23 protein-coding genes are annotated in these 22246 nt (G+C 37.8%); 2 read left to right on the forward strand and 21 right to left on the reverse strand.

Going from position 1 to position 22246, the window contains the following annotated elements:
- The first annotated feature begins 19 nt into the window (after nt 1-19).
- On the forward strand, nt 20-2581 hold the full coding sequence (locus tag BAZO_RS08960; protein ID WP_003331109.1) for a transglycosylase domain-containing protein: 2562 nt from the start codon (nt 20-22) through the stop codon (nt 2579-2581).
- Between the two features lie 39 nt (nt 2582-2620).
- Here BAZO_RS08960 and BAZO_RS08965 read toward each other — a convergent pair whose 3' ends face one another.
- The 17 genes from BAZO_RS08965 to BAZO_RS09040 all read right to left on the reverse strand — a co-directional run bounded on the left by BAZO_RS08965 (nt 2621) and on the right by BAZO_RS09040 (nt 18111).
- A complete protein-coding gene (locus tag BAZO_RS08965) occupies nt 2621-2995 on the reverse strand; it encodes a YpoC family protein (protein WP_003331110.1) in 375 nt (124 codons plus the stop codon).
- Entirely contained in the window at nt 2995-3648 is a 654-nt protein-coding gene (nth, locus tag BAZO_RS08970) for an endonuclease III (protein ID WP_003331111.1), read from the reverse strand. Before nth ends, BAZO_RS08965 begins: the two co-directional genes overlap by 1 nt.
- A 53-nt stretch (nt 3649-3701) precedes the next feature.
- On the reverse strand, nt 3702-4400 hold the full coding sequence (locus BAZO_RS08975) for a DnaD domain-containing protein (protein ID WP_003331112.1): 699 nt from the start codon (nt 4398-4400) through the stop codon (nt 3702-3704).
- An 86-nt stretch (nt 4401-4486) separates the two neighbouring features.
- Nucleotides 4487-5779, reverse strand: coding sequence for an asparagine--tRNA ligase (gene asnS, locus BAZO_RS08980; protein ID WP_003331113.1), 1293 nt, complete (start codon nt 5777-5779; stop codon nt 4487-4489).
- A 138-nt stretch (nt 5780-5917) separates the two neighbouring features.
- Nucleotides 5918-7102: a pyridoxal phosphate-dependent aminotransferase gene (locus tag BAZO_RS08985; RefSeq protein ID WP_003331114.1), complete on the reverse strand. Its 1185-nt coding sequence runs from the start codon at nt 7100-7102 to the stop codon at nt 5918-5920.
- 2 nt (nt 7103-7104) lie between these two features.
- The gene (locus tag BAZO_RS08990; protein ID WP_003331116.1) at nt 7105-7638 is read right to left on the reverse strand and encodes a cell wall elongation regulator TseB-like domain-containing protein; all 534 of its coding nucleotides are present in this window, start codon (nt 7636-7638) and stop codon (nt 7105-7107) included.
- Between the two features lie 9 nt (nt 7639-7647).
- A complete protein-coding gene (locus BAZO_RS21675) occupies nt 7648-7818 on the reverse strand; it encodes a YpmA family protein (RefSeq protein ID WP_003331117.1) in 171 nt (56 codons plus the stop codon).
- A gap of 193 nt (nt 7819-8011) precedes the next feature.
- The gene (dinG, locus tag BAZO_RS08995; RefSeq protein WP_003331118.1) at nt 8012-10792 is read right to left on the reverse strand and encodes an ATP-dependent DNA helicase DinG; all 2781 of its coding nucleotides are present in this window, start codon (nt 10790-10792) and stop codon (nt 8012-8014) included.
- Nucleotides 10793-10909: 117 nt separating this feature from the next.
- On the reverse strand, nt 10910-11296 hold the full coding sequence (panD, locus tag BAZO_RS09000; RefSeq protein ID WP_003331119.1) for an aspartate 1-decarboxylase: 387 nt from the start codon (nt 11294-11296) through the stop codon (nt 10910-10912).
- Between the two features lie 11 nt (nt 11297-11307).
- Nucleotides 11308-12153, reverse strand: coding sequence for a pantoate--beta-alanine ligase (gene panC / locus BAZO_RS09005; RefSeq protein WP_003331120.1), 846 nt, complete (start codon nt 12151-12153; stop codon nt 11308-11310).
- A 3-nt stretch (nt 12154-12156) separates the two neighbouring features.
- Nucleotides 12157-12990 (reverse strand): 3-methyl-2-oxobutanoate hydroxymethyltransferase, encoded by an 834-nt coding sequence (panB, locus tag BAZO_RS09010; protein ID WP_003331121.1) that lies wholly within the window; start codon nt 12988-12990, stop codon nt 12157-12159.
- Between the two features lie 289 nt (nt 12991-13279).
- Entirely contained in the window at nt 13280-14257 is a 978-nt protein-coding gene (locus tag BAZO_RS09015; RefSeq protein WP_003331122.1) for a biotin--[acetyl-CoA-carboxylase] ligase, read from the reverse strand.
- Nucleotides 14227-15444, reverse strand: coding sequence for a CCA tRNA nucleotidyltransferase (locus tag BAZO_RS09020; protein WP_003331123.1), 1218 nt, complete (start codon nt 15442-15444; stop codon nt 14227-14229). The genes BAZO_RS09015 and BAZO_RS09020 overlap by 31 nt, the downstream gene beginning before the upstream one ends.
- Nucleotides 15445-15457: 13 nt before the next feature.
- Complete coding sequence (gene bshA / locus BAZO_RS09025; RefSeq protein WP_003331124.1) at nt 15458-16597, reverse strand: N-acetyl-alpha-D-glucosaminyl L-malate synthase BshA; 1140 nt, start codon at nt 16595-16597, stop codon at nt 15458-15460.
- Nucleotides 16590-16985 carry a methylglyoxal synthase gene (mgsA, locus tag BAZO_RS09030; RefSeq protein WP_003331126.1) on the reverse strand — a complete coding sequence of 132 codons (396 nt, stop codon included), beginning with the start codon at nt 16983-16985 and terminating at the stop codon, nt 16590-16592. The genes bshA and mgsA overlap by 8 nt, the downstream gene beginning before the upstream one ends.
- Nucleotides 16986-16997: 12 nt before the next feature.
- Entirely contained in the window at nt 16998-17798 is an 801-nt protein-coding gene (gene dapB, locus BAZO_RS09035) for a 4-hydroxy-tetrahydrodipicolinate reductase (protein WP_003331127.1), read from the reverse strand.
- A gap of 10 nt (nt 17799-17808) precedes the next feature.
- Complete coding sequence (locus BAZO_RS09040) at nt 17809-18111, reverse strand: nucleotide pyrophosphohydrolase (protein WP_407697166.1); 303 nt, start codon at nt 18109-18111, stop codon at nt 17809-17811.
- A gap of 177 nt (nt 18112-18288) precedes the next feature.
- Between BAZO_RS09040 and BAZO_RS09045 the strand changes: the two genes are divergently transcribed.
- The gene (locus BAZO_RS09045; protein WP_003331129.1) at nt 18289-19164 is read left to right on the forward strand and encodes a YitT family protein; all 876 of its coding nucleotides are present in this window, start codon (nt 18289-18291) and stop codon (nt 19162-19164) included.
- A gap of 31 nt (nt 19165-19195) precedes the next feature.
- On the opposite strand, the gene BAZO_RS09050 is transcribed toward BAZO_RS09045, so the two are convergent.
- The 4 genes from BAZO_RS09050 to BAZO_RS09065 form a co-directional block, all read right to left on the reverse strand.
- Nucleotides 19196-19876 (reverse strand): zinc metallopeptidase, encoded by a 681-nt coding sequence (locus BAZO_RS09050; protein WP_003331130.1) that lies wholly within the window; start codon nt 19874-19876, stop codon nt 19196-19198.
- A gap of 82 nt (nt 19877-19958) precedes the next feature.
- Nucleotides 19959-20741, reverse strand: coding sequence for a sporulation protein YpjB (gene ypjB / locus BAZO_RS09055; RefSeq protein WP_003331131.1), 783 nt, complete (start codon nt 20739-20741; stop codon nt 19959-19961).
- A gap of 58 nt (nt 20742-20799) precedes the next feature.
- Complete coding sequence (gene lhaT / locus BAZO_RS09060; protein WP_003331132.1) at nt 20800-21393, reverse strand: lipoprotein heptaprenylglyceryl N-acetyltransferase LhaT; 594 nt, start codon at nt 21391-21393, stop codon at nt 20800-20802.
- 71 nt (nt 21394-21464) lie between these two features.
- Nucleotides 21465-22238, reverse strand: a complete 774-nt coding sequence (locus tag BAZO_RS09065; RefSeq protein ID WP_003331133.1) for a menaquinol-cytochrome c reductase cytochrome b/c subunit — start codon at nt 22236-22238, stop codon at nt 21465-21467.
- Nucleotides 22239-22246: the final 8 nt, after the last annotated feature.

Here is a 22246-nt window from a genome sequence, read left to right on the forward strand (position 1 = left end):
TGAAAGGCAGGTTATTACGGTGTCTGAAAACTATCGTACACGACAAGAAAGGCGAGCCTTAAAAGAAAATAAAACTGAAAAGAAAGTGAATGTAAAAAGTAAATCAAGTGCTCGCAAATTATTTAAACGTATCGTATTTATTATCTTTATGATTGGTGTCATTGGAGTAGTTGCAGGAGGAATCACGGCTGTGGCCTTTATTTTGGATGCTCCAAAATTAGATGCAGCGGCTTTGGAAATTCCTCAATCAACGAAGGTTTATGACCGTGATAAAAATTTAATTGCTGAACTTGGTAATGAAAAGCGAACGAATATTACCTATGATGAGATTCCTAAAGTGTTGGAGGATGCTGTCCTCGCCACAGAGGATGTGCGCTTTTACGATCATTTTGGAATTGATTTATTCCGAATCGGCGGTGCCATTATCGCGAACGTAAAAAACGGCTTCGGTTCACAAGGGGCAAGTACAATCACACAGCAAGTCGTTAAGCTTTCATTTTTATCACCGGAAAAAACAGTTAAGCGGAAGGTTCAAGAACAGTGGTTGGCCATTCAGCTTGATGCAAAATATTCAAAACAGCAAATTCTTACAATGTATTTAAATAAAATTAATTATGGGAATAAATCGTATGGTGTTGCAAAAGCAGCCGAAACCTACTTTGGAAAGGATCTTAAGGACCTTGAACTACCGGAGGCAGCGTTATTAGCCGGATTACCGCAAAGACCATCCGGGTATGACCCATATAAATATCCTGACTTGGCTGAAAAAAGACGCAATACCGTTCTATCCTACATGGAAATGCATGGAAAAATAACAAAAGAACAAGCGGACGCAGCAAAGGCAACCCATGTTACCGACTACATTGTTAAAAAAGAAGAAAAAACAAACCCACATGATGCCTTTATTGATCAAGTTTTAGAGGAAATAGAACAGGTGAAAGATCTAGATGTTTTATCAAGTGGTGTCAGTATTTATACAACATTAGATCCTAATGCTCAAAAGTTCGTGGAAAAAGTGTTGGATACGAATGAATATATTAAATATCCTGATGATCGCTTCCAAGCTGGGCTTGTTGTTCTAGATACAAAAACAGGTGAATTGTTAGCGATTGGTGGCGGCAGACATCAAAGTACATCCTATTTCGCCACAGATATGAAACGTCAGCCTGGATCTACGGCAAAACCAATTTTTGATTACGGTCCGGCAATTGAACATTTACAATGGTCGACCTATCACCAAATCGTGGATGAACCGCATACCTACACAAATGGCCCAGCCGTTAAAAACTGGGATGGCCGTTACAAAGGACAAATGTCTATTCGCGACGCTTTGGCTGATTCAAGGAATATTCCGGCTCTTAAAACGTTTCAGGAGATTGGACCTTCAAAATCGCGTGAGTTTGCAGCAAAACTTGGGGTTAGAGTAGAGGACCGAATCAATGAAGCATATAGTATCGGTGGTTTTAACGGTATGTCACCGATGGACCAGGCCGGTGCCTATAGTGCTTTTGGAAACAACGGGATCTATACGAAGCCGCATACGATTAGAAAAGTTGTCTTCCCTGATGGCCGTGAAATTGATATGCAGCCGAAACAAGAGGTTGTCATGAAAGACTATACAGCGTTTATGGTCACAGATATGCTTAAATCAGTTGTTAAATCTGGAACAGGACGTTCTGCCAATGTATCAGGAGTCCATATTGCCGGAAAAACAGGTTCAACAAACTTTGATGATGAAACAAAGAAAAAATACGATATACCTAAAGGTGGTATTCCGGATGTATGGTTTACGGGTTATTCCCCCGACTATACAATTTCGGTTTGGACCGGATATAGTGAACATGGAAAGGGAAATTATATTTCCAGCAAGTCTTCAGGCATCGCTAAGCAAGTATTCAAAGTTGTTATGAGTGAAATCACAAAAGGTGAAAAACAAAGGGATTTTACAGTTCCTAATAGTGTTGTCAAATCACCGGTTGTAAAAGGATCAAACCCTCCTAAACTGCCAAGTGTTTTTACCCCTAGCGACCAGGTAGTATACGAATACTTTGTTAAAGGGACAGAACCGACGGAAACATCGGATCAGTTTGATACAATTCCACCGGTTCAAAATGTTGAAGTTAATTATGATAATGAAGCAAATAAAATTGTCCTTAAATGGCAGTATGATGAGAAATTGCTAGAACGCGTTTCCTTTGTTGTTAGTACAGCAATAAATAACAGTAACTTTATCCCATATTGGTCCGGAAAAGAAATGACTGTCACAATTACTGACCCATATCCTGAAAGCTTATATGCCTTTAAAATCGTTGTTGTTGATGATACTAACGGAGAAAATGTAAGTGAACCTGTGGTAGCGAATATAGAGACAAGTATCTTTGACCCATTGGCTCCTGTCAATCCAACTGATCCTGAAAACCCGACAGAACCAACGGAGCCAGGTTCACCTAGTAACGGCAATAGTAACGGAAATGGCCAAAATAATAACAAAAAACCTAATCCGGGTAATGGTGACACCGGAAATAATAATGGAATCAGCGAAGAAGATATTGAGGAGCTAATTAACCTTATTAGACAATAGTAAGTGAAAGTAAAGTTTATGATAAAACCCGCATCCCAATTACTGATCGGTGATGCGGGTTTTATTTTGTTCTATCGCAAGAAGTTTTCTATATTGCTTCTCAAGTTCCTCAAACATCTCAGATAACTGTATAAAAGAATGATAATGAGTTGGACTTTCTATCAAAAATGATAATCTTTCTTTACTGTTAATAGGTTTAATCTTTAGTTTGTCAACTTGCTCAATAACCTCGTCACTGTTATTTAATTGAAGATTATTGATTTCAAACAAAACAGCAAAGAAATTCGCTATATGTTTTTTCATCGGAGCTCGTGCTGCTTGTGTATTGCGATCTCTAAAAAACTTTGCAATCCCATCCTTTTCACTATACCATTGATTAAAGACTGTATCTAATGGGAAATGTCTTTCAGACATTATTTTTTACTTCCTTTCATTCGCTTGTGCCCTTCACGACAAATATCCAATAAAGGACAAATCTCACATTGTGGTCTTTGCGCTTTACAATGATAACGACCGAAGAAAATTAGTCGATGATGAGTTTGGCTCCATAGCTCCTCCGGTACTTTCTTCATAAGTGTTTCTTCTACCTCTAAAACAGAATCCTTCCACCTGCAAATACCCAGCCTTTTGGAAACTCGTTCAACATGTGTATCAACAGCAATAGCCGGAATTCCATAGGCAACTGACATCACGACATTAGCTGTTTTTCTGCCAACTCCAGGAAGCTTCATTAATGACAGGCGATCTTTTGGAACTACCCCACCATATTCTTCAAGTAGCATGTTACATAACTTTTGGATATTTTTAGCTTTATTACGAAATAAACCGATCGAGCGAATATCATTTTGCAGCTCTTCTAACGATACAGCTAAATAGTCTTCCGGTTTTTTGTATTTTTCAAATAATGATTTTGTTACTTTATTGACAAGTGCATCCGTACATTGCGCCGATAAAGAAACAGCGATTACAAGTTCAAATGGGTTAGAATAGTTTAATTCACAATGGGCATCCGGAAACATTTCTCCCATCGTATCTAACACTAGTCCAATTTGTTTTTTATTGAGCATGGATATAGCTCCTCCCTTCCCCTCAAAAAAAAGCGAGACTATAGATTCCCGCTTTAAGATTCTAACCAATTATAGAAAGGAATCGAAGTTGTTTCTTGCTTTATTTGCTGGGATTTGACCCGTTGATGGCTTCTAAATTTCATCCCTTGATCCTGTGCTTGTTCAAGTGTTTCAATTCCTTTCTTTTTCCATTCAAATAAAATCCGGTCAATATAACGGAAGTTTAACTTCCCACTCATTACAGCTTCTCGTAAGGCAGCTTTTATTAATAAAGGGCTATGATTTTCTTGATCAAGCCACATCGTCAACGATTCACATTCCATTGGTGATAATGGACGTCCAAATTCCTGCTCAAACATAGTATAAACATTAATTTCAACTTGCTCATTTTCACGCTTAACCTGTTTGTTCTCAAGCTCTGATAAAAAATGCAGAAGTTTCTCCCATAATGGACGTAATGTATAACTTTCATGTATTATACCGTCCATGCCGGTTGCACCCTCAATTTGCAAGAAACTGTGTTGAATTAAATATTTAATAATTTCCATACAGTGCTCCTTATGACAGCTCATTCTTTCTGATAGCTCGTCAGGAGTTGGAAATGAATTTCCGCTTTCAATTGATGAATAAACGTGCAGGAGCAGTACAAACTCCTCTTCATTTAAGCCAATGCTTTTATAATATTTCAACAGAAGCTTTGGTATTGCAACGCTCCCTTCAGCCAACCAATCAATCACTGTTTCTTTTTTCATCTGGCTAACACCTCTAGGATATTATAACATGTACTGTCGAAAAAGGCTGACCAAAAAGCGGTCAGCCTTTTCATATAATTTGCTATTTACGGATACAAACGATTCAAAAGTCGTGGGAATGGAATAGTTTCCCGAACATGCTCGGCCCCTGTAATCCAGGCTACAGTCCGCTCTAGTCCTAGTCCAAAGCCGGAATGAGGAACGGAACCATATTTACGCAGGTCTAAGTACCATTCATAGGAGCCACCTGTTAAATGATGCTCTTCATAGCGTTTTTGCATCAATTCTAAATCATCAATTCTTTGTGAACCGCCAATGATTTCACCATAACCTTCAGGTGCAATTAAATCAGCACATAATACGACCTCAGGACGTTTCGGGTCTGGTTTCATATAGAAGGCCTTTATTTTTGCCGGATAATGTGTAATAAATACTGGTTTATCAAATTCTTCCGCAATCGCAACTTCGTGTGGAGCACCAAAATCTTCTCCCCACTCGATATCATTTATTCCCTTTTTCTTTAATATTTCAATTGCCTCATCATAAGTAATCCGAGGAAAAGGAGCCTTAATATTCTCAAGCTTAGATAAGTCACGTCCCAATGTGTTCAACTCTAATTTACAATTCTTTAAAACAGACTGAACGATAAAGCTGACATATTGCTCTTGAATTTCTAAGCTTTCATCATGTTCAACAAAAGCCGCCTCCGGTTCAATCATCCAAAATTCAATTAAATGTCTTTTTGTCTTTGATTTCTCGGCACGAAATGTTGGACCAAAAGAGAATACTCTACCTAAAGCCATCGCTGCCGCTTCCAAATAAAGTTGTCCGCTTTGCGATAAATAGGCATCATCATCAAAATACTTAGTATGGAATAATTCACTGCCACCTTCTGCAGAAGTACCGGTTAAAATTGGTGGGTCAACCTTAACAAATCCGTTATCATTAAAAAATTGATACGTAGAGCGGATAATTTCATTTCTAATTTTCATAATGGCATGCTGGCGCTTTGAACGAAGCCAAAGATGACGATGATCCATTAAAAATTCAACGCCATGCTCTTTTGGAGTAATCGGATAATCTACAGATTCATGTATGACTTCAATATTTTTCACAGCTAGCTCATAGCCAAATGGCGAGCGGTCATCTTCTCGAACTGTCCCTGTTACCCACAGTGATGTTTCTTGGGTAATTGCTCTTGCTTTTGCAAAAACGTCTTCTTCCACTTCTTCTTTAACAACAACTCCTTGGATGAACCCTGTTCCATCGCGAAGTTGTAGAAAGGCAATTTTCCCGCTCGAGCGTTTATTTGCCAGCCAAGCTCCAATCGTTACCTCTTGTCCAACAAAATTGCTTACTTTTGAAATCGTTGTTTTCATTCTTTTTACCTCCTACTATACCGAAGCAATAAAGTTAAAGTAATAGTTAATAGTACTTGGTTATCATTGTATTATTTACCTATTCATTTTATACAGAAAAGAGGCGGGGTAAACTTACACCGCCTTACTCTCCCGATTTTATTTGATTTTGTTTTCCATAAAACGTTTAATTCTAGCTACCGCTTTTTCAAGAAGATCTAATGATGTTGCATAAGATAGACGTACGTTTTCAGGTGCACCGAATCCAGAACCAGGAATTATAGCAACCTTTTCTTCATCTAATAACGCTTTTACTAATGAATCAACATCGTCGTAACCAGCCAATCTAGCTGCCTCACTTGCATTCGGGAATAAATAGAAAGCACCTTGCGGCTTCACACATTGGAATCCTGGAATTTCCATTAGCTGTTCATAGATTTTATTTAAGCGCTCTTCAAATGCCTTTTTCATTTCATGAACGGGCTCTTGCGGTCCAGTATAGGCAGCGATGGCAGCATATTGTGAAATTGATGTTGGATTGGATGTACTGTGACTTGCTAAGTTAGTCATCGCTTTTATGATTGTGCTGTCACCAGCTGCATATCCAATACGCCAGCCTGTCATGGAATGTGACTTTGAAACTCCGTTAATAATGATGGTTTGTTTCTTAAGCTCAGGTGATAGCGTTGCAATTGATACATGCACATTATCACCATAAACTAACTTCTCATATATTTCATCGGAAACAATGAGAATATTATGTTCAAGGGCAATTTCACCTAATGCTTTTAACTCCTCAGCAGTATAGATCATCCCCGTAGGGTTACTAGGAGAGTTAATTACAACAGCTTTTGTCTTTGGTGTAATCGCAGCCTTAAATTGTTCTGGTGTAATTTTAAAATCATTTGCTTCTTTACCTTCAACTAAGACAGGAGTACCTTCAGCTAATTTTACGAATTCAGGATAGCTAACCCAATATGGTGTTGGGATAATTACTTCATCACCTTGGTTAAGAATAACTTGGAATAATGTATATAAGGCGTGCTTTGCTCCCACACAAACAATAATCTCATTCCCGGCATAAGTAAGGTTTTGATCTTTTTTAAACTTCTCAATAATTGCATCCTTTAATGCCACTAAACCACCAGAAGGTGTGTATTTTGTTTGACCTTCATTCATTGCTTTAACGGCGGCCTCAATAATGTGCTGTGGTGTGTTAAAATCTGGTTCCCCAGCACCAAGACCTATAACATCATGGCCCGCATCCTTTAATGCTTTAGCCTTTGCAGTAATTTCAAGTGTTGTAGATGGTGTTAAGGATGATACACGATTTGCTAATTCCATTGCTAAATTTCCTCCTCAAAGCGGTCTTTTTTAAGACTGTACCTTTTCACAAATGATCCATCTTCAAATTTCATAAAATAATATGTATAACGCTTTTCTTGGTCTAAATAAGTGACTTCCCAAAGCGGCGTTGTCTCAGTTCTATTTGTCCGATTATCCTTCATTACTTCAGCACCAAGTCTTATATCAATTAATTTTAAAGGATTTTGATTCGCAATCACATATTTTTTTACTTTTTCTATTGACCACCCTTCACTGGCCTTTTTTGTAATCAACTTCCCCTGTTTTGAATCTGGTACCCAAACGATGATATCCTCATCTTTATCGTTTGTTCCATAAAGTACGGTATAAGCCAATCTTCCATGGTAGTACTCTGCATCATAAATAGATGACAATCCTTTTACATTTTCTTCAGCAAAAGCAATTGCTTTTTTCTCACCTTTTTTTTGGAAGCTCATACTTTCATGATAAATGTGGGAAGCCTGCCAAATTATGATAATCATTAATAAGGGTATTATATACAACCATTTTTTCATAGTAAACCTCTAAGTTTGATATATAGTAAAAATTGCTTTATTCGGGTCTTCTTGGTCAAGAGCCAACCCAAACATTACATCCCTTTCCTTCAGTGTTCGATTCAAAATATCAACAATTTTATAAAGATCCGGTGAATTTTGAATCCGTACTGTCGCCAAGACCTCCACTTTACTATTCATACGCTCCCCCTAAGATCAAGATAAACAAATTTTGTTACACATATCGTTAACCGTAAAAGTGAAATATAGTATTAAGAAATAAGTTTTTTACTTCGTCTCTTTTCCCATTATACAATATTTAATAAAAACTATCTCCTTCCAACACCATAATTTGGGGCTTAAGGTAGCCCCTTTTTTCTTTTGAAAAAATGTCTCATAGCCAATCGGATAACTTTTTTAATAATACGTCGGTTTTTTCTTCATATATTTCAATCGGAGGCAACGCATGAATGAATTTTTTTCCATAGCTTTTTGTTGAGAGGCGGCGATCTAGTACAAAAACAACCCCACGATCATTTTTCGCACGAATCAGGCGTCCAAAACCTTGTTTAAATCTTAATATGGCTTGAGGTAAGAACAGATCCATGAAAGCATTTTTTCCTTCCTGTTTCATCAATTCTGACTTTCTTGCCATGATTGCATTATCTGGCGAAGAAAATGGCAGTCTTACAATGACAATACAGCTTAAATCCTCCCCGGGGATATCGATCCCCTCCCAAAAGCTGCTTGTTCCAAAAAGGATTGCCTGTTCATGCTGTTTAAAGCTTTTTGTTAATCGGTCGCGGCTTCCACTTGAAATCCCTTGGCCAATTAAAACAAATCCGTCTAATCCAGCAGCAGCCTTAACATTGTAAAAAGTTTTTTCAAGCATATCATAGGATGTAAATAAAACGAGCATTCTTCCTCGGGTTACCCTGGCAATTTCAATAATCTTACTTGCGATTTCACAGGTAAATTCCGTTTGCTCTACATCCTTAATTTCCGGAACATCAATAGGTAGCATAAGCTGAACCTGATCCTTATAAGAAAAAGGAGAAGCTATTTTTTTTGTAATTACTTCAAAATCCAAAAGACCTAAGCTGGATTTTATATATTGAAAAGAATCATTTATTGCTAGGGTTGCCGATGTCAGTATTACGCTTTCCTTTTTAGCGAACAAGCGGTCAGCCAATAATTCACTTATATCGATCGGTTGACAATATAGGAAGGCAGAGTTCTGTGCACCCTTAGGTTCAATTTCGACCCATGTTACATTATTAGATTCATGTTCAAATAACAGTTTGGAAAGACCATTGCTAATATCCCCCAAAGCCTTTCCAAGCGATTTAATGTCCGTTATTAGTCCGAATGGAGCTTCAAGCTTTTCACCTATCGATAAAATATTAAATTTTATATCCTCGAGCATTTCAATTGCTAAAAATGCATAGCTTTTCACACTCTTCCATAATGGACCTTCTTCACTTGATGAATCAAAACGATATGTGATCCGGCCTATCTCATTCTTGCTTTGCTGTTTCTGGGCTAAAGTATAAGTTCGGATTGTTCTAAATAACTCGTCAATCATATTTTTAGTTTCAATATATTGCTCCTCAACCTTATCAATTTCGGATGAAAGGCCAATGTTCATGCTTTTTGTTGCCAACTTAATTTTATGAAGCAGCTCTATTCCATCAGAAAGACCAATTTGATTTAGCAATATTTGAATAGATGTATAATCCAACTTTATCCCTAAATGGTCACTGGCAACATCATCAAGATGATGGGCCTCATCAATCACAAGCTCACTGTAAGCTGGTATTAATGAAAAGTCACTTTTCATATCTGAAAGAAGAAGGGCATGATTCGTAATGATAAGATCGGAAACTTCAGCTGCGTTCCGTTTTTGACGGTAATAACATCTTGAAAACCATGGGCATTCTTTGCTGCTACAACAGGAAGAATCACTTTTTACTTTATTCCAAAAAAGTCTTCCCCCAGATGATAAGTTAATTTCATCAACGTCCCCATTACTTGTTTCTGTTAGCCATACTAGTATTTGGGATTTTGTAAATATAGTATCATACGTATCATCACTATCCGTTTCCATGCACTCTTCAAATTTCCTTAAACAAAGATAATGATGCCTCCCCTTTAATATAGTGGCTTCGAATGAAAATGGAAGAGCTTTTTTAAGGATTTTGATCTCCTGCCCCATTATTTGTTCCTGCAGATGGGTGGTATACGTGCTAATCACAATTCTCTTTCCTGTTTTTTTGGCGTGAAGAATTGATGGAAGTAGGTAGCCAATTGTTTTACCGGTTCCGGTTCCCGCTTCAAGCAATCCATGCACTCGGGTTTTAAATGCCTCTTCAATCGTTTCAATCATTTCAATTTGGCCATCCCGAATCTCAAATTTTGGATCTACTTTTTTAAGCAGGGGGATGATTGATTTGGTTTCAAAGTCATCAAAATTAAGTCTTTCATTTTCAATTTGGCTTTGTCTTCTCTGTACTTTCAATGCAATATTACGGTGAATATCATAATCTTCTGTATCGGTCAGTAATAATTGTTTTTTTTCATTGATTATATCTTTAAGCAGGTTCTTTAGGCTGCTTTGGAAAGAAGCTGCATAGGATTGCATTTTTTTCAATGTAACTAATGGCAGGCTTTTAAGCTTTATTAATAAATTCACCAATAATTGTGCGGTTGCCTCAGCATCGCTATCTGCACGATGGGGCTGATCATGTTCAATCGACAATTCGGTAGCAAGCTGATTTAATTTGTAACTATTTAAAGTTGGAAACAATAATCTTGAAAGTTCAACCGTATCTAAAGTCGGGCAATTCCTCCATTTTGCCCCACATTTTCGAAACTCAGCCTTTAAAAAAGCAATGTCAAACGGAACATTATGAGCAACAAAATAAGAGTCTTCCAGCATTTCTGATAGCATTGGTGCAATTAAATCGAAGGTAGGGGCCTTGCTGAGCATTTCATCTTCAATCCCGGTAAATTGTTTAATGAAAGAAGAAAGTTTCATATTTGGATTGACAAAACTGGCAAATTGCTCAATAATCTCACCATTTTCAATTAGAATAGCACCAATTTGAATGATTTTATCTGTACCAATTTTATTTCCGGTCGTCTCCACATCTATAACAAAAAAACGATTTTTCATCCTTACACCCTCAAACCCGTTTTCTTTTACTATCTACAAATTATAGTATAAACTTTGATAGTATAAAAAGGCTTTCGCTAAAATTAAGCGAAAGCCTTTTTATTCGTCTCTATATCATTATAATACAGTTGAAGCAGGTTCAGCATAAATTAATTGTTTAATTGAGTTATCTTTTTCATCCATAATGGCCACTCTTGGTTTATGCTGAGCAATTTTATCTTCTGGGACAATCGCATACGAAATAATAATGACAATATCATTTGGTTGAACTAAACGTGCAGCAGCACCATTTAAACAAATAACACCGCTGCCTCGTGGACCTGCAATGACGTAGGTTTCGAGTCTTGCACCATTGTTGTTGTTGACGATCGCGACTTTTTCATTTTCAACGATTCCAACTGCATCCAAGAGATCTTCATCAATCGTAATACTGCCAACATAATTTAAGTTCGCTTCTGTTACTCTTGCCCGATGTATTTTGGCATTCATTAATGTTCTAAACAAAATATTTCCCCCTAAATCGAAAACGTAATATTATCTATTAAACGTGCCTTTGAAAATTTCACAGCAAGTGCAATAATCATCTTGCCATTAGGTTCATTTAATTCCACTAAATCCGGATAAGAATAAATTTCTACATAGTCAATGATCCCGGACGTTTTTTCATGAACAGCATTTATGACTTCAGTTTTAACTTGATCAAGATTTTTTTCTCCATCTAAAATACGTTGAACTGCTTTTTGTAAACTTCTATACAGTTCAGGCGCAACACTACGCTCTTGTTCAGTTAGATAAACATTTCGAGAGCTTTTCGCCAAACCGTCTTCCTCCCGAACGGTTCCAACAGCGACAAGTTCAACCGGAATATTATAATCATTTATTAACCCATCAACTACAGCAACCTGTTGGGCATCCTTCAAACCAAAATAGGCACGGTCAGGCATGATAATATTAAATAGTTTCATTAAAACTGTAGCGACACCATCAAAATGACCTTCTCTTGATTTTCCGCAAAGGACGTTTACACGTTTAGTAACGTTTATTTTAGTGGAAAGATCAACCGGGTACATTTCTCCAACTTCTGGGTAAAAAATAAAATCTACACCGGCATTATTAGCTAAAGTTTCGTCGCGTTCAATGTCACGGGGATAAGCATCAAAATCTTCATTTGGTCCAAATTGCAATGGATTGACAAAAATACTGATAACGACTTTGTCGTTATTCTTTTTTGCTTCGTTAATTAATGTTAAGTGGCCCTCATGCAGAAAGCCCATTGTGGGAACATAACCTATTCTGTTTCCTTCCCTGTGAAGCTCTTTTGCCATTTGTTGCATTTCTTTAATAGAACGTATTACCTGCATGTCTTATTTTCCTCCGTATAAAGACACAAGTTGTTCTTCTTTCATCGTAAAAGAATGAAGATCATCTGGAAATTCACGTGTCTTTACTTCACTTCTATATTGTTGAATCGCATTTTGAATAACTGAATTTGCATCGGCATATGGTTTAACAAATTTAGGAATATGGCCAAAACCATTTTGAATGACATCATGATAAACCAATACTTGTCCATCTGTTTTGTTTCCCGCTCCAATTCCGATCGTTGGAATTGAAATCTCCGAGGTAATTACCTCTGCCAATTGTTTGGGCACACATTCTAGGACAAGCATCATCGCTCCGGCTTTTTCAGCTTCCTTGGCATCCTCAATCAATTTTTTAGCTGTTTCTGAATCCTTGCCTTGCACTTTATAGCCGCCTAATACCCCGACGGATTGCGGTGTCAGTCCAAGATGAGCGACAACAGGCACTCCCGCAGCCACCAACCGTGAAATAGTGAAACAAACATCCCCAGCCCCTTCAAGCTTTAGGGCATGTGCTCCGCCATCCTGCATTAATTTCATTGCATTTTTCATTGTGTCTTCTATTGATGTATGATAGCTCATAAATGGCATATCCGTTACGATGAATGTATTTTTTGCGCCCCGCCGCACTGCTTTTGTATGATGAACCATATCCTCCACCGTTACTGGAATGGTTGACTCATACCCTAGTACGACCATTCCAAGTGAATCCCCAACAAGGATTACATCAACATTTGCTTCTTCAGCAAGCTTTGCTGATGGAAAATCATAGGCCGTCAGCATCACGATCGGTTCGCCATTTGTTTTCATTTTTTGGAAATCAGTAGTTGTTTTCAATTGTTTCCCTCCTCAAGTAGATGAGGGAATGAAGACCGCCATTTTTTTACCCAAATAGAAATAAAACAAAAAAGTCTTTCCATACGGAAAGACGGGTAAGCAATGTGGCTAATTCATCCCCTGTCCTAGTCCGTTTTATGGATCAAGGCAGTATAAATTTCAATTAATCTGCAGTACTTGCATTCAGCGGTGTAGTTCTTACAGATACTACCCATGTAACATTGCAAGTATAACAGAAAACAGGGGATATTTTCAACTAGTCGGAATATTATATTAATTAATCTTTCTCCTAAATTTCAATATCTGCTGAATATATATGGTGAATAGTGCCATTTTTATCTTCTAGTAATAAAACACCATCATCGGTAATCCCTATTGCTTTTCCTTCGATAGTTTCTGTTAAAGTTCTGGCTTTGATTTGTTTTCCAATGCTAACAGCATAGTTTTCCCATAGTACTTTTACAACTTGAAACCCATTTTCCAAATAATCCACATATAAGTCTTCTAGCTCTTTTAAAATTGCTTGCAAAACCATTGAACGATTTAGCTTTTTTCCTGTCTCAATGGATAAAGACGTAGCTGTTTCTTTTAGGTCGTCCGGGAAATGTTCAAGCTGCTGATTCACGTTAATGCCAATGCCGATTATAACCGCATTAATCCGATCTGCTTCCGCTTGTAGTTCGGTTAATATCCCTACGGTTTTCTTTCCATTTATTAAGATATCATTCGGCCATTTTATCTCACATTTACACCCGATGGCCGCTTCAATCCCCCTTACGACACTTACAGCCGCTAGAAGCGTAAGCTGGGGTGCTTGTTGCGGTGGAATATTGGGCTTTAGGATTACACTGAACCATATCCCCGTAAATTTAGGAGAATACCAAGAACGGCCAAGCCTCCCTTTACCGGATACTTGTTCTTCGCTGACAACAATAGCGCCTTCCGGGGCACCATCATAAGCATCCTTTAATGCCAGTGTATTCGTTGAAGTAACCGATTCTTCATAATGAACTTCACGACCAATAAAGTTTGTTTGTAGACCTAGCTGTATTTCATTTCCGCTGATCCTATCAGGTTTTTTTATGATACGATAGCCCTTACGTTGAACAGCCTCCAACTCAAAGCCGTCCTTCCGTAAATCCTCAATATGTTTCCAAACTGCAGTTCTAGAGCAACCTAGTTTGTCACTAATCAATTGTCCCGATAAAAATTCCCCTTCATGATCTGAGAATAATTTTAATAATTGTTTTCGGATGGAGGATTGCATGTAAGAAGCCACTCCTTTATGTTTTCTTTATTATTTTCTACCTCTCCGTTAACAACGGCTCTTTCAACAATCTCAATAGTTTTCGAAAGCCAAGGTCCTCCCTTTTTGCTATACCATTCGATTAAATCATTTCCAGTGATTGCCATTTCTTTTCTAGCTACTATTGGGAGGCTTTGGGTGATGGTCTGCAATTCTGTTAACACTGCATCAGACTGTTTATTTTCTAGTAAACAATATAACCTGATGCCGGATTTTACTGCTTCCGGCCCATATGTATACACTGTATAACGCGAAAGGTTCGTGCAATTCTTAAGCTCTGCAATCACATTTAAATAAAGCCTACATGTTTTTATTCTTTCATTTGAACTTTTCCATTGTCTAAAAAAGAACTCAATGTCCTCTATCTTAAGAATATGAATTAATAATGCCCACTGTTCCTCTAAGGTTAGTGCTTGTTGCGAACAAAGGACTGCAAATTGTCTTAATTCCTCCGCTTTATTGTCTAACAGTGGCAGGTAATTTTGTATTTGCAGTTCAGCGATGAGCATGATTGCCTTTTTATTTGCCGTTTGCCCTGTTAAAAGCTTTTCAAATTCGACTAGTACCCGTTCCACTGAGATTTTAGTTAGTAAATGAGCATGCCTCTTAATCGATTTCTTCGTTTCCGGACTGAGTTCAAAATCTAATTGGCTCACAAAACGAATCGCTCGCATTATTCTTAACGGATCTTCTAAGAAACGATCATCCGGATTTCCCACTGTTTGGATCAATTTATTTTTTAAATCCTTTTGTCCTTCGAATGGATCGATAATGGTGCCATGAATATCCATTGCAATGGCATTAATGGTAAAATCACGGCGACTTAAATCCTCTTCAAGTGAGGTAACAAACTCAACTTTCGAGGGGCGTCTAAAATCTTGATAATCACCATCTATTCTAAATGTTGTTACTTCATACATTTCTTGATTATGTAAAACGACAACCGTTCCATGTTTTATTCCTACTGGTATCGTTCTATCAAATAACGCTTGAACATCTTCTGGTAATGCAGAGGTTGCGATATCAATATCACCTCTTGAACGCCCTAAAAGATGATCACGGACAGAACCGCCGACAAAATAGGCTTCAAATCCAGCCTCTATTAAAGTTTCAATAATTGGTTTTGCTTTTATAAACGGTTCTTCCATGTTATCCCTCTCTTTATACCGGACAAACGGTTTCGTAGTAAATTTTTTCATATTGATCTACTATTTTTTTCGGGTTAAAAATATTTTTCGTGCGTAAAAACGCTTGTCGACTCATCTTATTATGTAATTCACGGTCAGATAGGAGTGTTATAGCTTTGTCAGCCACTGCACTCGTATCTCCTAATTCACAAATAAAGCCACTAATCCCATCTTCGATCACTTCTGGAATTCCTCCAATGTTTGTGCCAATACAAGGTACACGGCAGGCCATTGCTTCTAAGAGAGTAAGCCCAAAGCTTTCTTTTTCCGAAAGTAATAGCAAGAGATCACTGCATGATAGAATCTCTTCTACATTTTCCTGCTTCCCAAGAAAATGAACACGATTTTGCAGTCCAAGCTGTTTTACCTTTTTACAAACAACTGTAAATTCAGGGCCATCTCCTACCAAAAGTAGTTTTGCCTTCACATGCTTTTCAATAAGGGCAAAGGCCTCAATTACATCCGGAACTCGTTTGACCTGCCGGAAATTTGATATATGAATGATGACCTTTTCATCCTCTTGAATCCCATAGCTATGTCTAATAGTAGGGCGCTCACGTCGATAATAAACACGATCATCTATAAAATTATAAACTGTTTCTATCTCTTTATTCGTTTCTACTAATTGATAAGTTTCCCGGGCAAGATTTTTTGATACGGCTGTTACTCTATCTGACTGTTCAATTCCAAAACGAATTAACTCCTGCAGGGAAGGATCATGCCCTAACACTGTAATATCAGTTCCATGTAAGGTCGTGATAATTTTCAGACGATCACCTCCGACCATCTGCTTTGCCAAGTAGGCACTTATCGCATGTGGAATTGCATAATGTACGTGAAGCAAATCTAAATTTTCCCGCCTTGCCACCTCGGCCATTTTGCTTGCTAAAGATAAATCATAAGGCGGGTATTTAAAAACTGAGTATTGATTCACATCAACCTCATGAAAATACAGATTCGGATACCATTTATTTAACCGAAAAGGGATGCTTGATGCAATAAAATGAATTTCATGACCCCTTTCAGCTAACAACATTCCTAGTTCTGTCGCAACAACACCTGAACCGCCAACCGTTGGATAACATGTTATGCCAATTTTTAGTTTTTCATTCATCTAGAGTTCTCCAATTAAAATCGCCGCGTTCCAATCCGTGGATCAACACTTCAGCAGTCCCCATATTGGATGCAAGCGGAATATCATATACATCACATAGCCGGAGTAGTGCACTGACATCCGGTTCATGCGGCTGTGCCGTTAACGGATCCCTAAAAAAGATAACTAAGTCAATCTCATTATTGGCAATCATAGCCCCGATTTGCTGATCTCCACCTAGTGGTCCTGATTGAAAGCGATGCACAGGGAGCCCGGTTGCCTCTATTATTTTTTTCCCTGTTGTACCTGTTGCAAATAATATATGGTCTTCAAAAATTGGAGTATACGCTGAAACAAATTGAATCAACGCTTCTTTTTTTCTGTCATGAGCAATTAAAGCAATATTCATCACAATCCCCCCCTACTCAATGATGTTTTCTAACCCGTAAACTAAAATATCAATATTCATTACGGTCTCTATAGCTAGTTTAACACCCGACATAAAGGAAGAGCGGTGCAATGAATCGTGGCGAAGCGTTAAGATTTGTCCATTTCCCCCAAAAAGAACTTCTTGATGAGCAACTAAACCAGGAAGTCGAACGCTATGAATACGCATGCCGTTCATATTTGCCCCTCTTGCACCTTGTAACGTTTCTTTTTCATTTGGATGACCTTGCTGTTTTTCTTTTCGGCTTTTTGAAATTAATTCAGCTGTTTTAATGGCTGTACCTGAAGGAGCATCGAGCTTTTGGTCATGGTGCTGTTCAATAATTTCAACATCCGGGAAATACTTCGCTGCCATCTGTGCAAATTTCATCATTAATACAGCACCAACCGCAAAGTTCGGTGCAATAATAACCCCAACCCCTTTTTCCTCAGCTGTTTTTGCTAAATCCTCCAATTCTTCCTCATTGAAGCCCGTTGTCCCAACTACAGGTCGAATTCCATGCCTTAAGGCCGCCTCAGTATGTTTTCTGCCGATTTCCGGAGTTGTTAAGTCTAATAATACATCTGCTTTGATCTCTCGGAAGCATTGTTCAACATCCTCATAGATTGGAGCATCCAGGGCTGGCAAACCCTCGATATTTGAAATTAGTTTACCCCCATTTTTTCGGTCAATTGCCGCGGCTAGTTCAAAATGTTCCGTTTCTTTAATGAGCTTTAAAGCCTCCATCCCCATCTTTCCACGTGGTCCTGCTAAAATAATTGTAATTTTCTCCATTGTTCTCCTCCTATTCCTTCCTTGTCCAGCGGTCCTTATCTCGAGTATTAAATTTATTCATAACTAAATTAAACGATTCCTCTAAGCTGATATTTAATGAATTTGCAAAGCAAATTAACACAAAAAGAAGATCCCCAAGCTCTTGTTCTACCGTTTTTTCTTCTTCATCACTTTTTTTTGGTTTTTCTCCGTAAAAGTGATTGATTTCCCTGGCAAGTTCACCAAGTTCCTCCGTCATTCTCGCTAACATTGCTAATGGGCTGAAATAACCTTCTTTAAATTGATTTATATATTCATGAACTTCTTTCTGCATCTCATCGATTGACTTTTGACTCAATTAATTCTTCACCTCTATTTCGTCTGTTGATATTAATGTTAGCTAAATTTAGGTCTTTTGACAAACCATTCCTTTTCTTTTTAGAGTAATTCTTAACATTTTTTCCAAACTAATTTATAATGATATTGTTTTTCTTAATTAGGAGGCCTCGTTATGAAGATAGGTATAAAACTAACAAATATTCTCTTTATTCTTTTTGGGGCTGCTATTTTTTCCTTTGGATTAGTCCATTTTAATATGGAAAATAATTTAGCAGAGGGCGGCTTTACCGGTATAACCTTGCTTTTATATTTCTTATTTAGGCTTGATCCTTCCATCACCAACCTTGTTCTTAATATTCCGCTGTTTTTTATTGGCTGGAAGTATTTGGGTCGAACAACCTTTATTTATACCATAATTGGAACGGTATCTGTATCGATATTTTTATGGATATTCCAACGTTTTAGCCCTTTCCATATTCCTCTCCATGAGGACTTACTTCTTGCTGCCTTATTCTCAGGTGTCTTTATTGGGGTTGGATTGGGAATCATTTTTCGATATGGGGGTACAACAGGTGGTGTCGATATCATTGCGAGATTGGTTAACAAATATATCGGCTGGAGTATGGGAAGGACGATGTTTTTGTTTGATGCTTGTGTGATCACCGCTTCTTTAATTTTCTATTTGTCATACCGGGAAGCTATGTATACCCTTGTTCTCGTTTTTGTTGGTGCTAGGGTTATTGATTTCATGCAAGAGGGGGCCTATTCTGCCAGAGGTGCCACTATTATATCTGAGAAAAGCAACGAAATTGCAAAACTAATAATGCAAGATATGGACCGTGGTGTAACGATCTTAAAAGGAATGGGCAGTTTTACAGGTCAAGAACGTAATGTTCTATATTGTGTTGTTGGGCGAAATGAAATTGTAAAACTAAAAAGCCTAATTCATTCCGTTGACCCCCACGCCTTTGTAACTGTCACTGATGTACATGATGTGTTAGGTGAAGGTTTTACATTAGATGAAAACAAAAAACCAATAGAACGTTAGAAAAGGGGCTGAACATGATCAGCCCCCTATCTTAATCTTCATTTCCAACCATACCTGTGTAAACTAACAATAAACGTACAAGTTCTAGAACAGCTACAAGTGCAGCTGCTACGTAGGTTAATGCCGCCGCATTTAATACCTTTCTAGTTTCTCTTTCTTCATCATTGCGAATTACACCGGCGGAAACAATTTCATCCATCGCCCGGCTTGATGCATTGAATTCAACCGGTAATGTTACAATTTGGAAAAGAACTGCAGCTGCCATACAGCCAATACCTAACAACAAGAATCCTGATATTTGAGCAAAAATCCCAATCATAATGAGAATCCAAGAAAGATTTGAACCAAGATTTGCTACTGGCACTAAAGCATGTCTAAAACGTAAAAATGCATAGTCTTGTGCATCCTGAATCGCATGCCCGACTTCATGGGCGGCAACTGCTGCACCAGCAACGGAAACCCCATGGTAATTTCCAGAAGATAAGCGGACGGTTTTAGAACGAGGATCATAATGATCTGACAAAACCCCATGTGTCTCTTCAACTCTTACATTGTATAAACCGTTATTATCCAAAATTGTCCTCGCTACTTGAGCACCAGTCATCCCAGAAGATGCAGGAACTTGAGAATATTTGCGATATGCACCCTTCACTTTCATTTGTGCCCATAATGGGATGAGGATGATGATTGCAAAATAAACTAAAAAGCCCATTCTTTCGATTCCTCCATGAAAATTTTTTATACTTTAATTTTATTGAATGCTTAATATTTAGTCAATTAATAACCCTTTTTCCTTACCGATTTCTGTATTTAATCGTTGTAATATGCTCAGCCTTGAATTTTTTTAAGCCGACATATAATAGAACAGAAAGAATAATACTGCCTGTTGTCATCATAACCCAAATTAAAGATGGGTCAGTCTCGTCTGTAATAGTTTTGCCAAATAGTTTATACATATCCTTTTCCATTATTTTAAGGTGATTCTCTTTGTTTTTTTCATCTACACGTTCATAATCACTAAGAAAGCGGATATGGGAGTCTAAGCGTGAAATAGCTTCTGGGTCAAGACTGATTACTAAACTAGGGTAGATCGTATCTATATTTGTAGTAAAAACATTAAATTGCAGCTTGAATTTTCCTTTGTCTTCATCTAAAGCAGCTTCTTTCATTTGTTTAAAACTATCCAAAACCGGCTTTTCCATCTCCATCCATAAAGGCTGATGTTCGGAATGCAATGCATCTAAAGCAAGCCTGAGCTGCGTAACTTTTCGAACTCTCTCTTTATGTTCTAATGACACCGCTGTTAACGCCTTAACAGCCTCATCATTACTTATAGAAATAACACGTAAAGCATTCATGGTAATATGATCTTCTTTCGGGTAGGTTTTCAAAAACTGTTCCGAAAATTGTTCCAATACCTGTTTAGCCTGATCGAATTTTTCTTGTTTCGTAAGTATAAGTGCTTTGTCAGCCATATTATCTAAGTATGTCCAACTATTATTATTGTTGGCGTATATCATTTGTTGAGGAATTACAAATAACAAAAATACAAAAACCATTACAATCTTTTTAGTCATCACTTGTCCCCCCATATACTTTGTATGAGTGTATGAAAGAAGGGACAAGAGTAGAACTTTATTGCAACTCAGCTTGATAATGTTTATCGCGGATACATAGCCAATATGTAATTAAAATTGATGCGATACTTAACCAAAATGTAAAATAACCGATTTGCGGGGTAAAATCACTGAGTACACCGTATCTTGGCATCATTCCAAACACATAATCGATTACATCATTATGTAAAGTCCAAACAGCTGCGACTATTAAATGCCAAGCTTTTAGGCGGTAATATGGTGCGTATAACAGACCCTGGGCAGCCATCGCAAAATGAGAGGCGATTAACATGTATCCCTCCCATGGCAGGCTACCTTCAACTTTTAAAACTAATAAATTCATCACAACGGCCCAAATCCCATACTTAAAGAGGGTTACAATTGCTAATGCTTCTATTATTGGCCAATTTTTCCTTAATAAAAATGCAATTAAAACAATCACGAAAAATAAACTTGCCGTAGGGCTATCTGGAACAAAGAGTAGAAATCGGGGAGGTGTTTCCGCTAATTGCCAACCGTACCAGATGTAACCCCAAATCGTACCAAATATATTAATAACTAGCAGTAGCCATAAAATTGGGCGCATACCTAAAAAGTGGATTAATAGCTTCATCTACTCAACTCCGGATTAAAATTAATAAAAAAGCTGACCTTCTACTGAAAGTCAGCTTTTAATTTGTAAAATTATTTTGCACTAAGACCGTGTATAAACTCAGAAAGTGCTTTTAGTTCCTCATCAGAACCTTTGAACATACCTGGTGGCATTGTTGCACGGCCGTTAACAGCGATATCAGCAATTTCCTCAGCGGATAAAGTTGCGCCAGTCTCTGTTAAAGCAGGTGCTGCTGGTCCACCAGTCAAATCTGTACCGTGACAGTTTAAACAGCCGCTAGCTTCAAGTGCTTTGTAGCCTGGATCTTCTTTATCAAATTCAACAGTTTGCTTGATTTCACCTTGTTTTGCAGCAGCTTCCCAGTCATGGTTAACTACTGATTGCCAAGTTAAGAAGATTGTTGCAGCTAGTGCCAATAACATTAAACCAGTTGCAATTGGTCGTTTTGATGGGCGGCGCTCAGGACCTCTGTCTAACCAAGGTGCTAATAGTAACGAACCAAATGCAAGACCAGGAATGATCATCGCACCGATTACTGTATATGGACCTGATGCATACTCATATTTAAGTAATTGATATAAGAATAAGAAATACCAGTCTGGTAATGGAATATAGCTTGTATCAGTCGGATCAGCTATACGCTCTAATGGTGATGGATGCGCAATGGTTAAACAAAGGTATCCAACTAAGAATACAGACCCGATCAACCATTCTTTTAAAAGGAAATTCGGCCAAAATGCCTCCGTTTTTCCTGGATATTCGGAATAATCCTTCGGTACATTGGGTTTTCTTTCAGCAGATATACGAGAATCCCCAACGAATTTCATACCTTTTCCGCGATGCATCGTCTTCC

Source organism: Schinkia azotoformans LMG 9581 (assembly GCF_000307855.1).
Classification (GTDB): Bacteria; Bacillota; Bacilli; order Bacillales; family Bacillaceae_J; genus Schinkia; species Schinkia azotoformans.

Coding starts and splice junctions, on each gene's coding strand:
- BAZO_RS09015 (WP_003331122.1), bottom strand. CDS start 14,257: ATGCAATCCTCCATCCGAAAACAATTATTAAAATTATTCTCAGATCAT.
- BAZO_RS08990 (WP_003331116.1), bottom strand. CDS start 7,638: ATGAAAAAATGGTTGTATATAATACCCTTATTAATGATTATCATAATT.
- BAZO_RS21675 (WP_003331117.1), bottom strand. CDS start 7,818: ATGAATAGTAAAGTGGAGGTCTTGGCGACAGTACGGATTCAAAATTCA.
- lhaT (WP_003331132.1), bottom strand. CDS start 21,393: ATGAAGCTATTAATCCACTTTTTAGGTATGCGCCCAATTTTATGGCTA.
- dapB (WP_003331127.1), bottom strand. CDS start 17,798: ATGGAGAAAATTACAATTATTTTAGCAGGACCACGTGGAAAGATGGGG.
- BAZO_RS08975 (WP_003331112.1), bottom strand. CDS start 4,400: ATGAAAAAAGAAACAGTGATTGATTGGTTGGCTGAAGGGAGCGTTGCA.
- dinG (WP_003331118.1), bottom strand. CDS start 10,792: ATGAAAAATCGTTTTTTTGTTATAGATGTGGAGACGACCGGAAATAAA.
- bshA (WP_003331124.1), bottom strand. CDS start 16,597: ATGAATGAAAAACTAAAAATTGGCATAACATGTTATCCAACGGTTGGC.
- panC (WP_003331120.1), bottom strand. CDS start 12,153: ATGCAGGTAATACGTTCTATTAAAGAAATGCAACAAATGGCAAAAGAG.
- BAZO_RS09020 (WP_003331123.1), bottom strand. CDS start 15,444: ATGGAAGAACCGTTTATAAAAGCAAAACCAATTATTGAAACTTTAATA.
- BAZO_RS09065 (WP_003331133.1), bottom strand. CDS start 22,238: ATGCATCGCGGAAAAGGTATGAAATTCGTTGGGGATTCTCGTATATCT.
- nth (WP_003331111.1), bottom strand. CDS start 3,648: ATGCTCAATAAAAAACAAATTGGACTAGTGTTAGATACGATGGGAGAA.
- mgsA (WP_003331126.1), bottom strand. CDS start 16,985: ATGAATATTGCTTTAATTGCTCATGACAGAAAAAAAGAAGCGTTGATT.
- BAZO_RS09045 (WP_003331129.1), top strand. CDS start 18,289: ATGAAGATAGGTATAAAACTAACAAATATTCTCTTTATTCTTTTTGGG.
- ypjB (WP_003331131.1), bottom strand. CDS start 20,741: ATGACTAAAAAGATTGTAATGGTTTTTGTATTTTTGTTATTTGTAATT.
- asnS (WP_003331113.1), bottom strand. CDS start 5,779: ATGAAAACAACGATTTCAAAAGTAAGCAATTTTGTTGGACAAGAGGTA.
- BAZO_RS09050 (WP_003331130.1), bottom strand. CDS start 19,876: ATGGGCTTTTTAGTTTATTTTGCAATCATCATCCTCATCCCATTATGG.
- BAZO_RS09040 (WP_407697166.1), bottom strand. CDS start 18,111: ATGCAGAAAGAAGTTCATGAATATATAAATCAATTTAAAGAAGGTTAT.
- BAZO_RS08985 (WP_003331114.1), bottom strand. CDS start 7,102: ATGGAATTAGCAAATCGTGTATCATCCTTAACACCATCTACAACACTT.
- BAZO_RS08965 (WP_003331110.1), bottom strand. CDS start 2,995: ATGTCTGAAAGACATTTCCCATTAGATACAGTCTTTAATCAATGGTAT.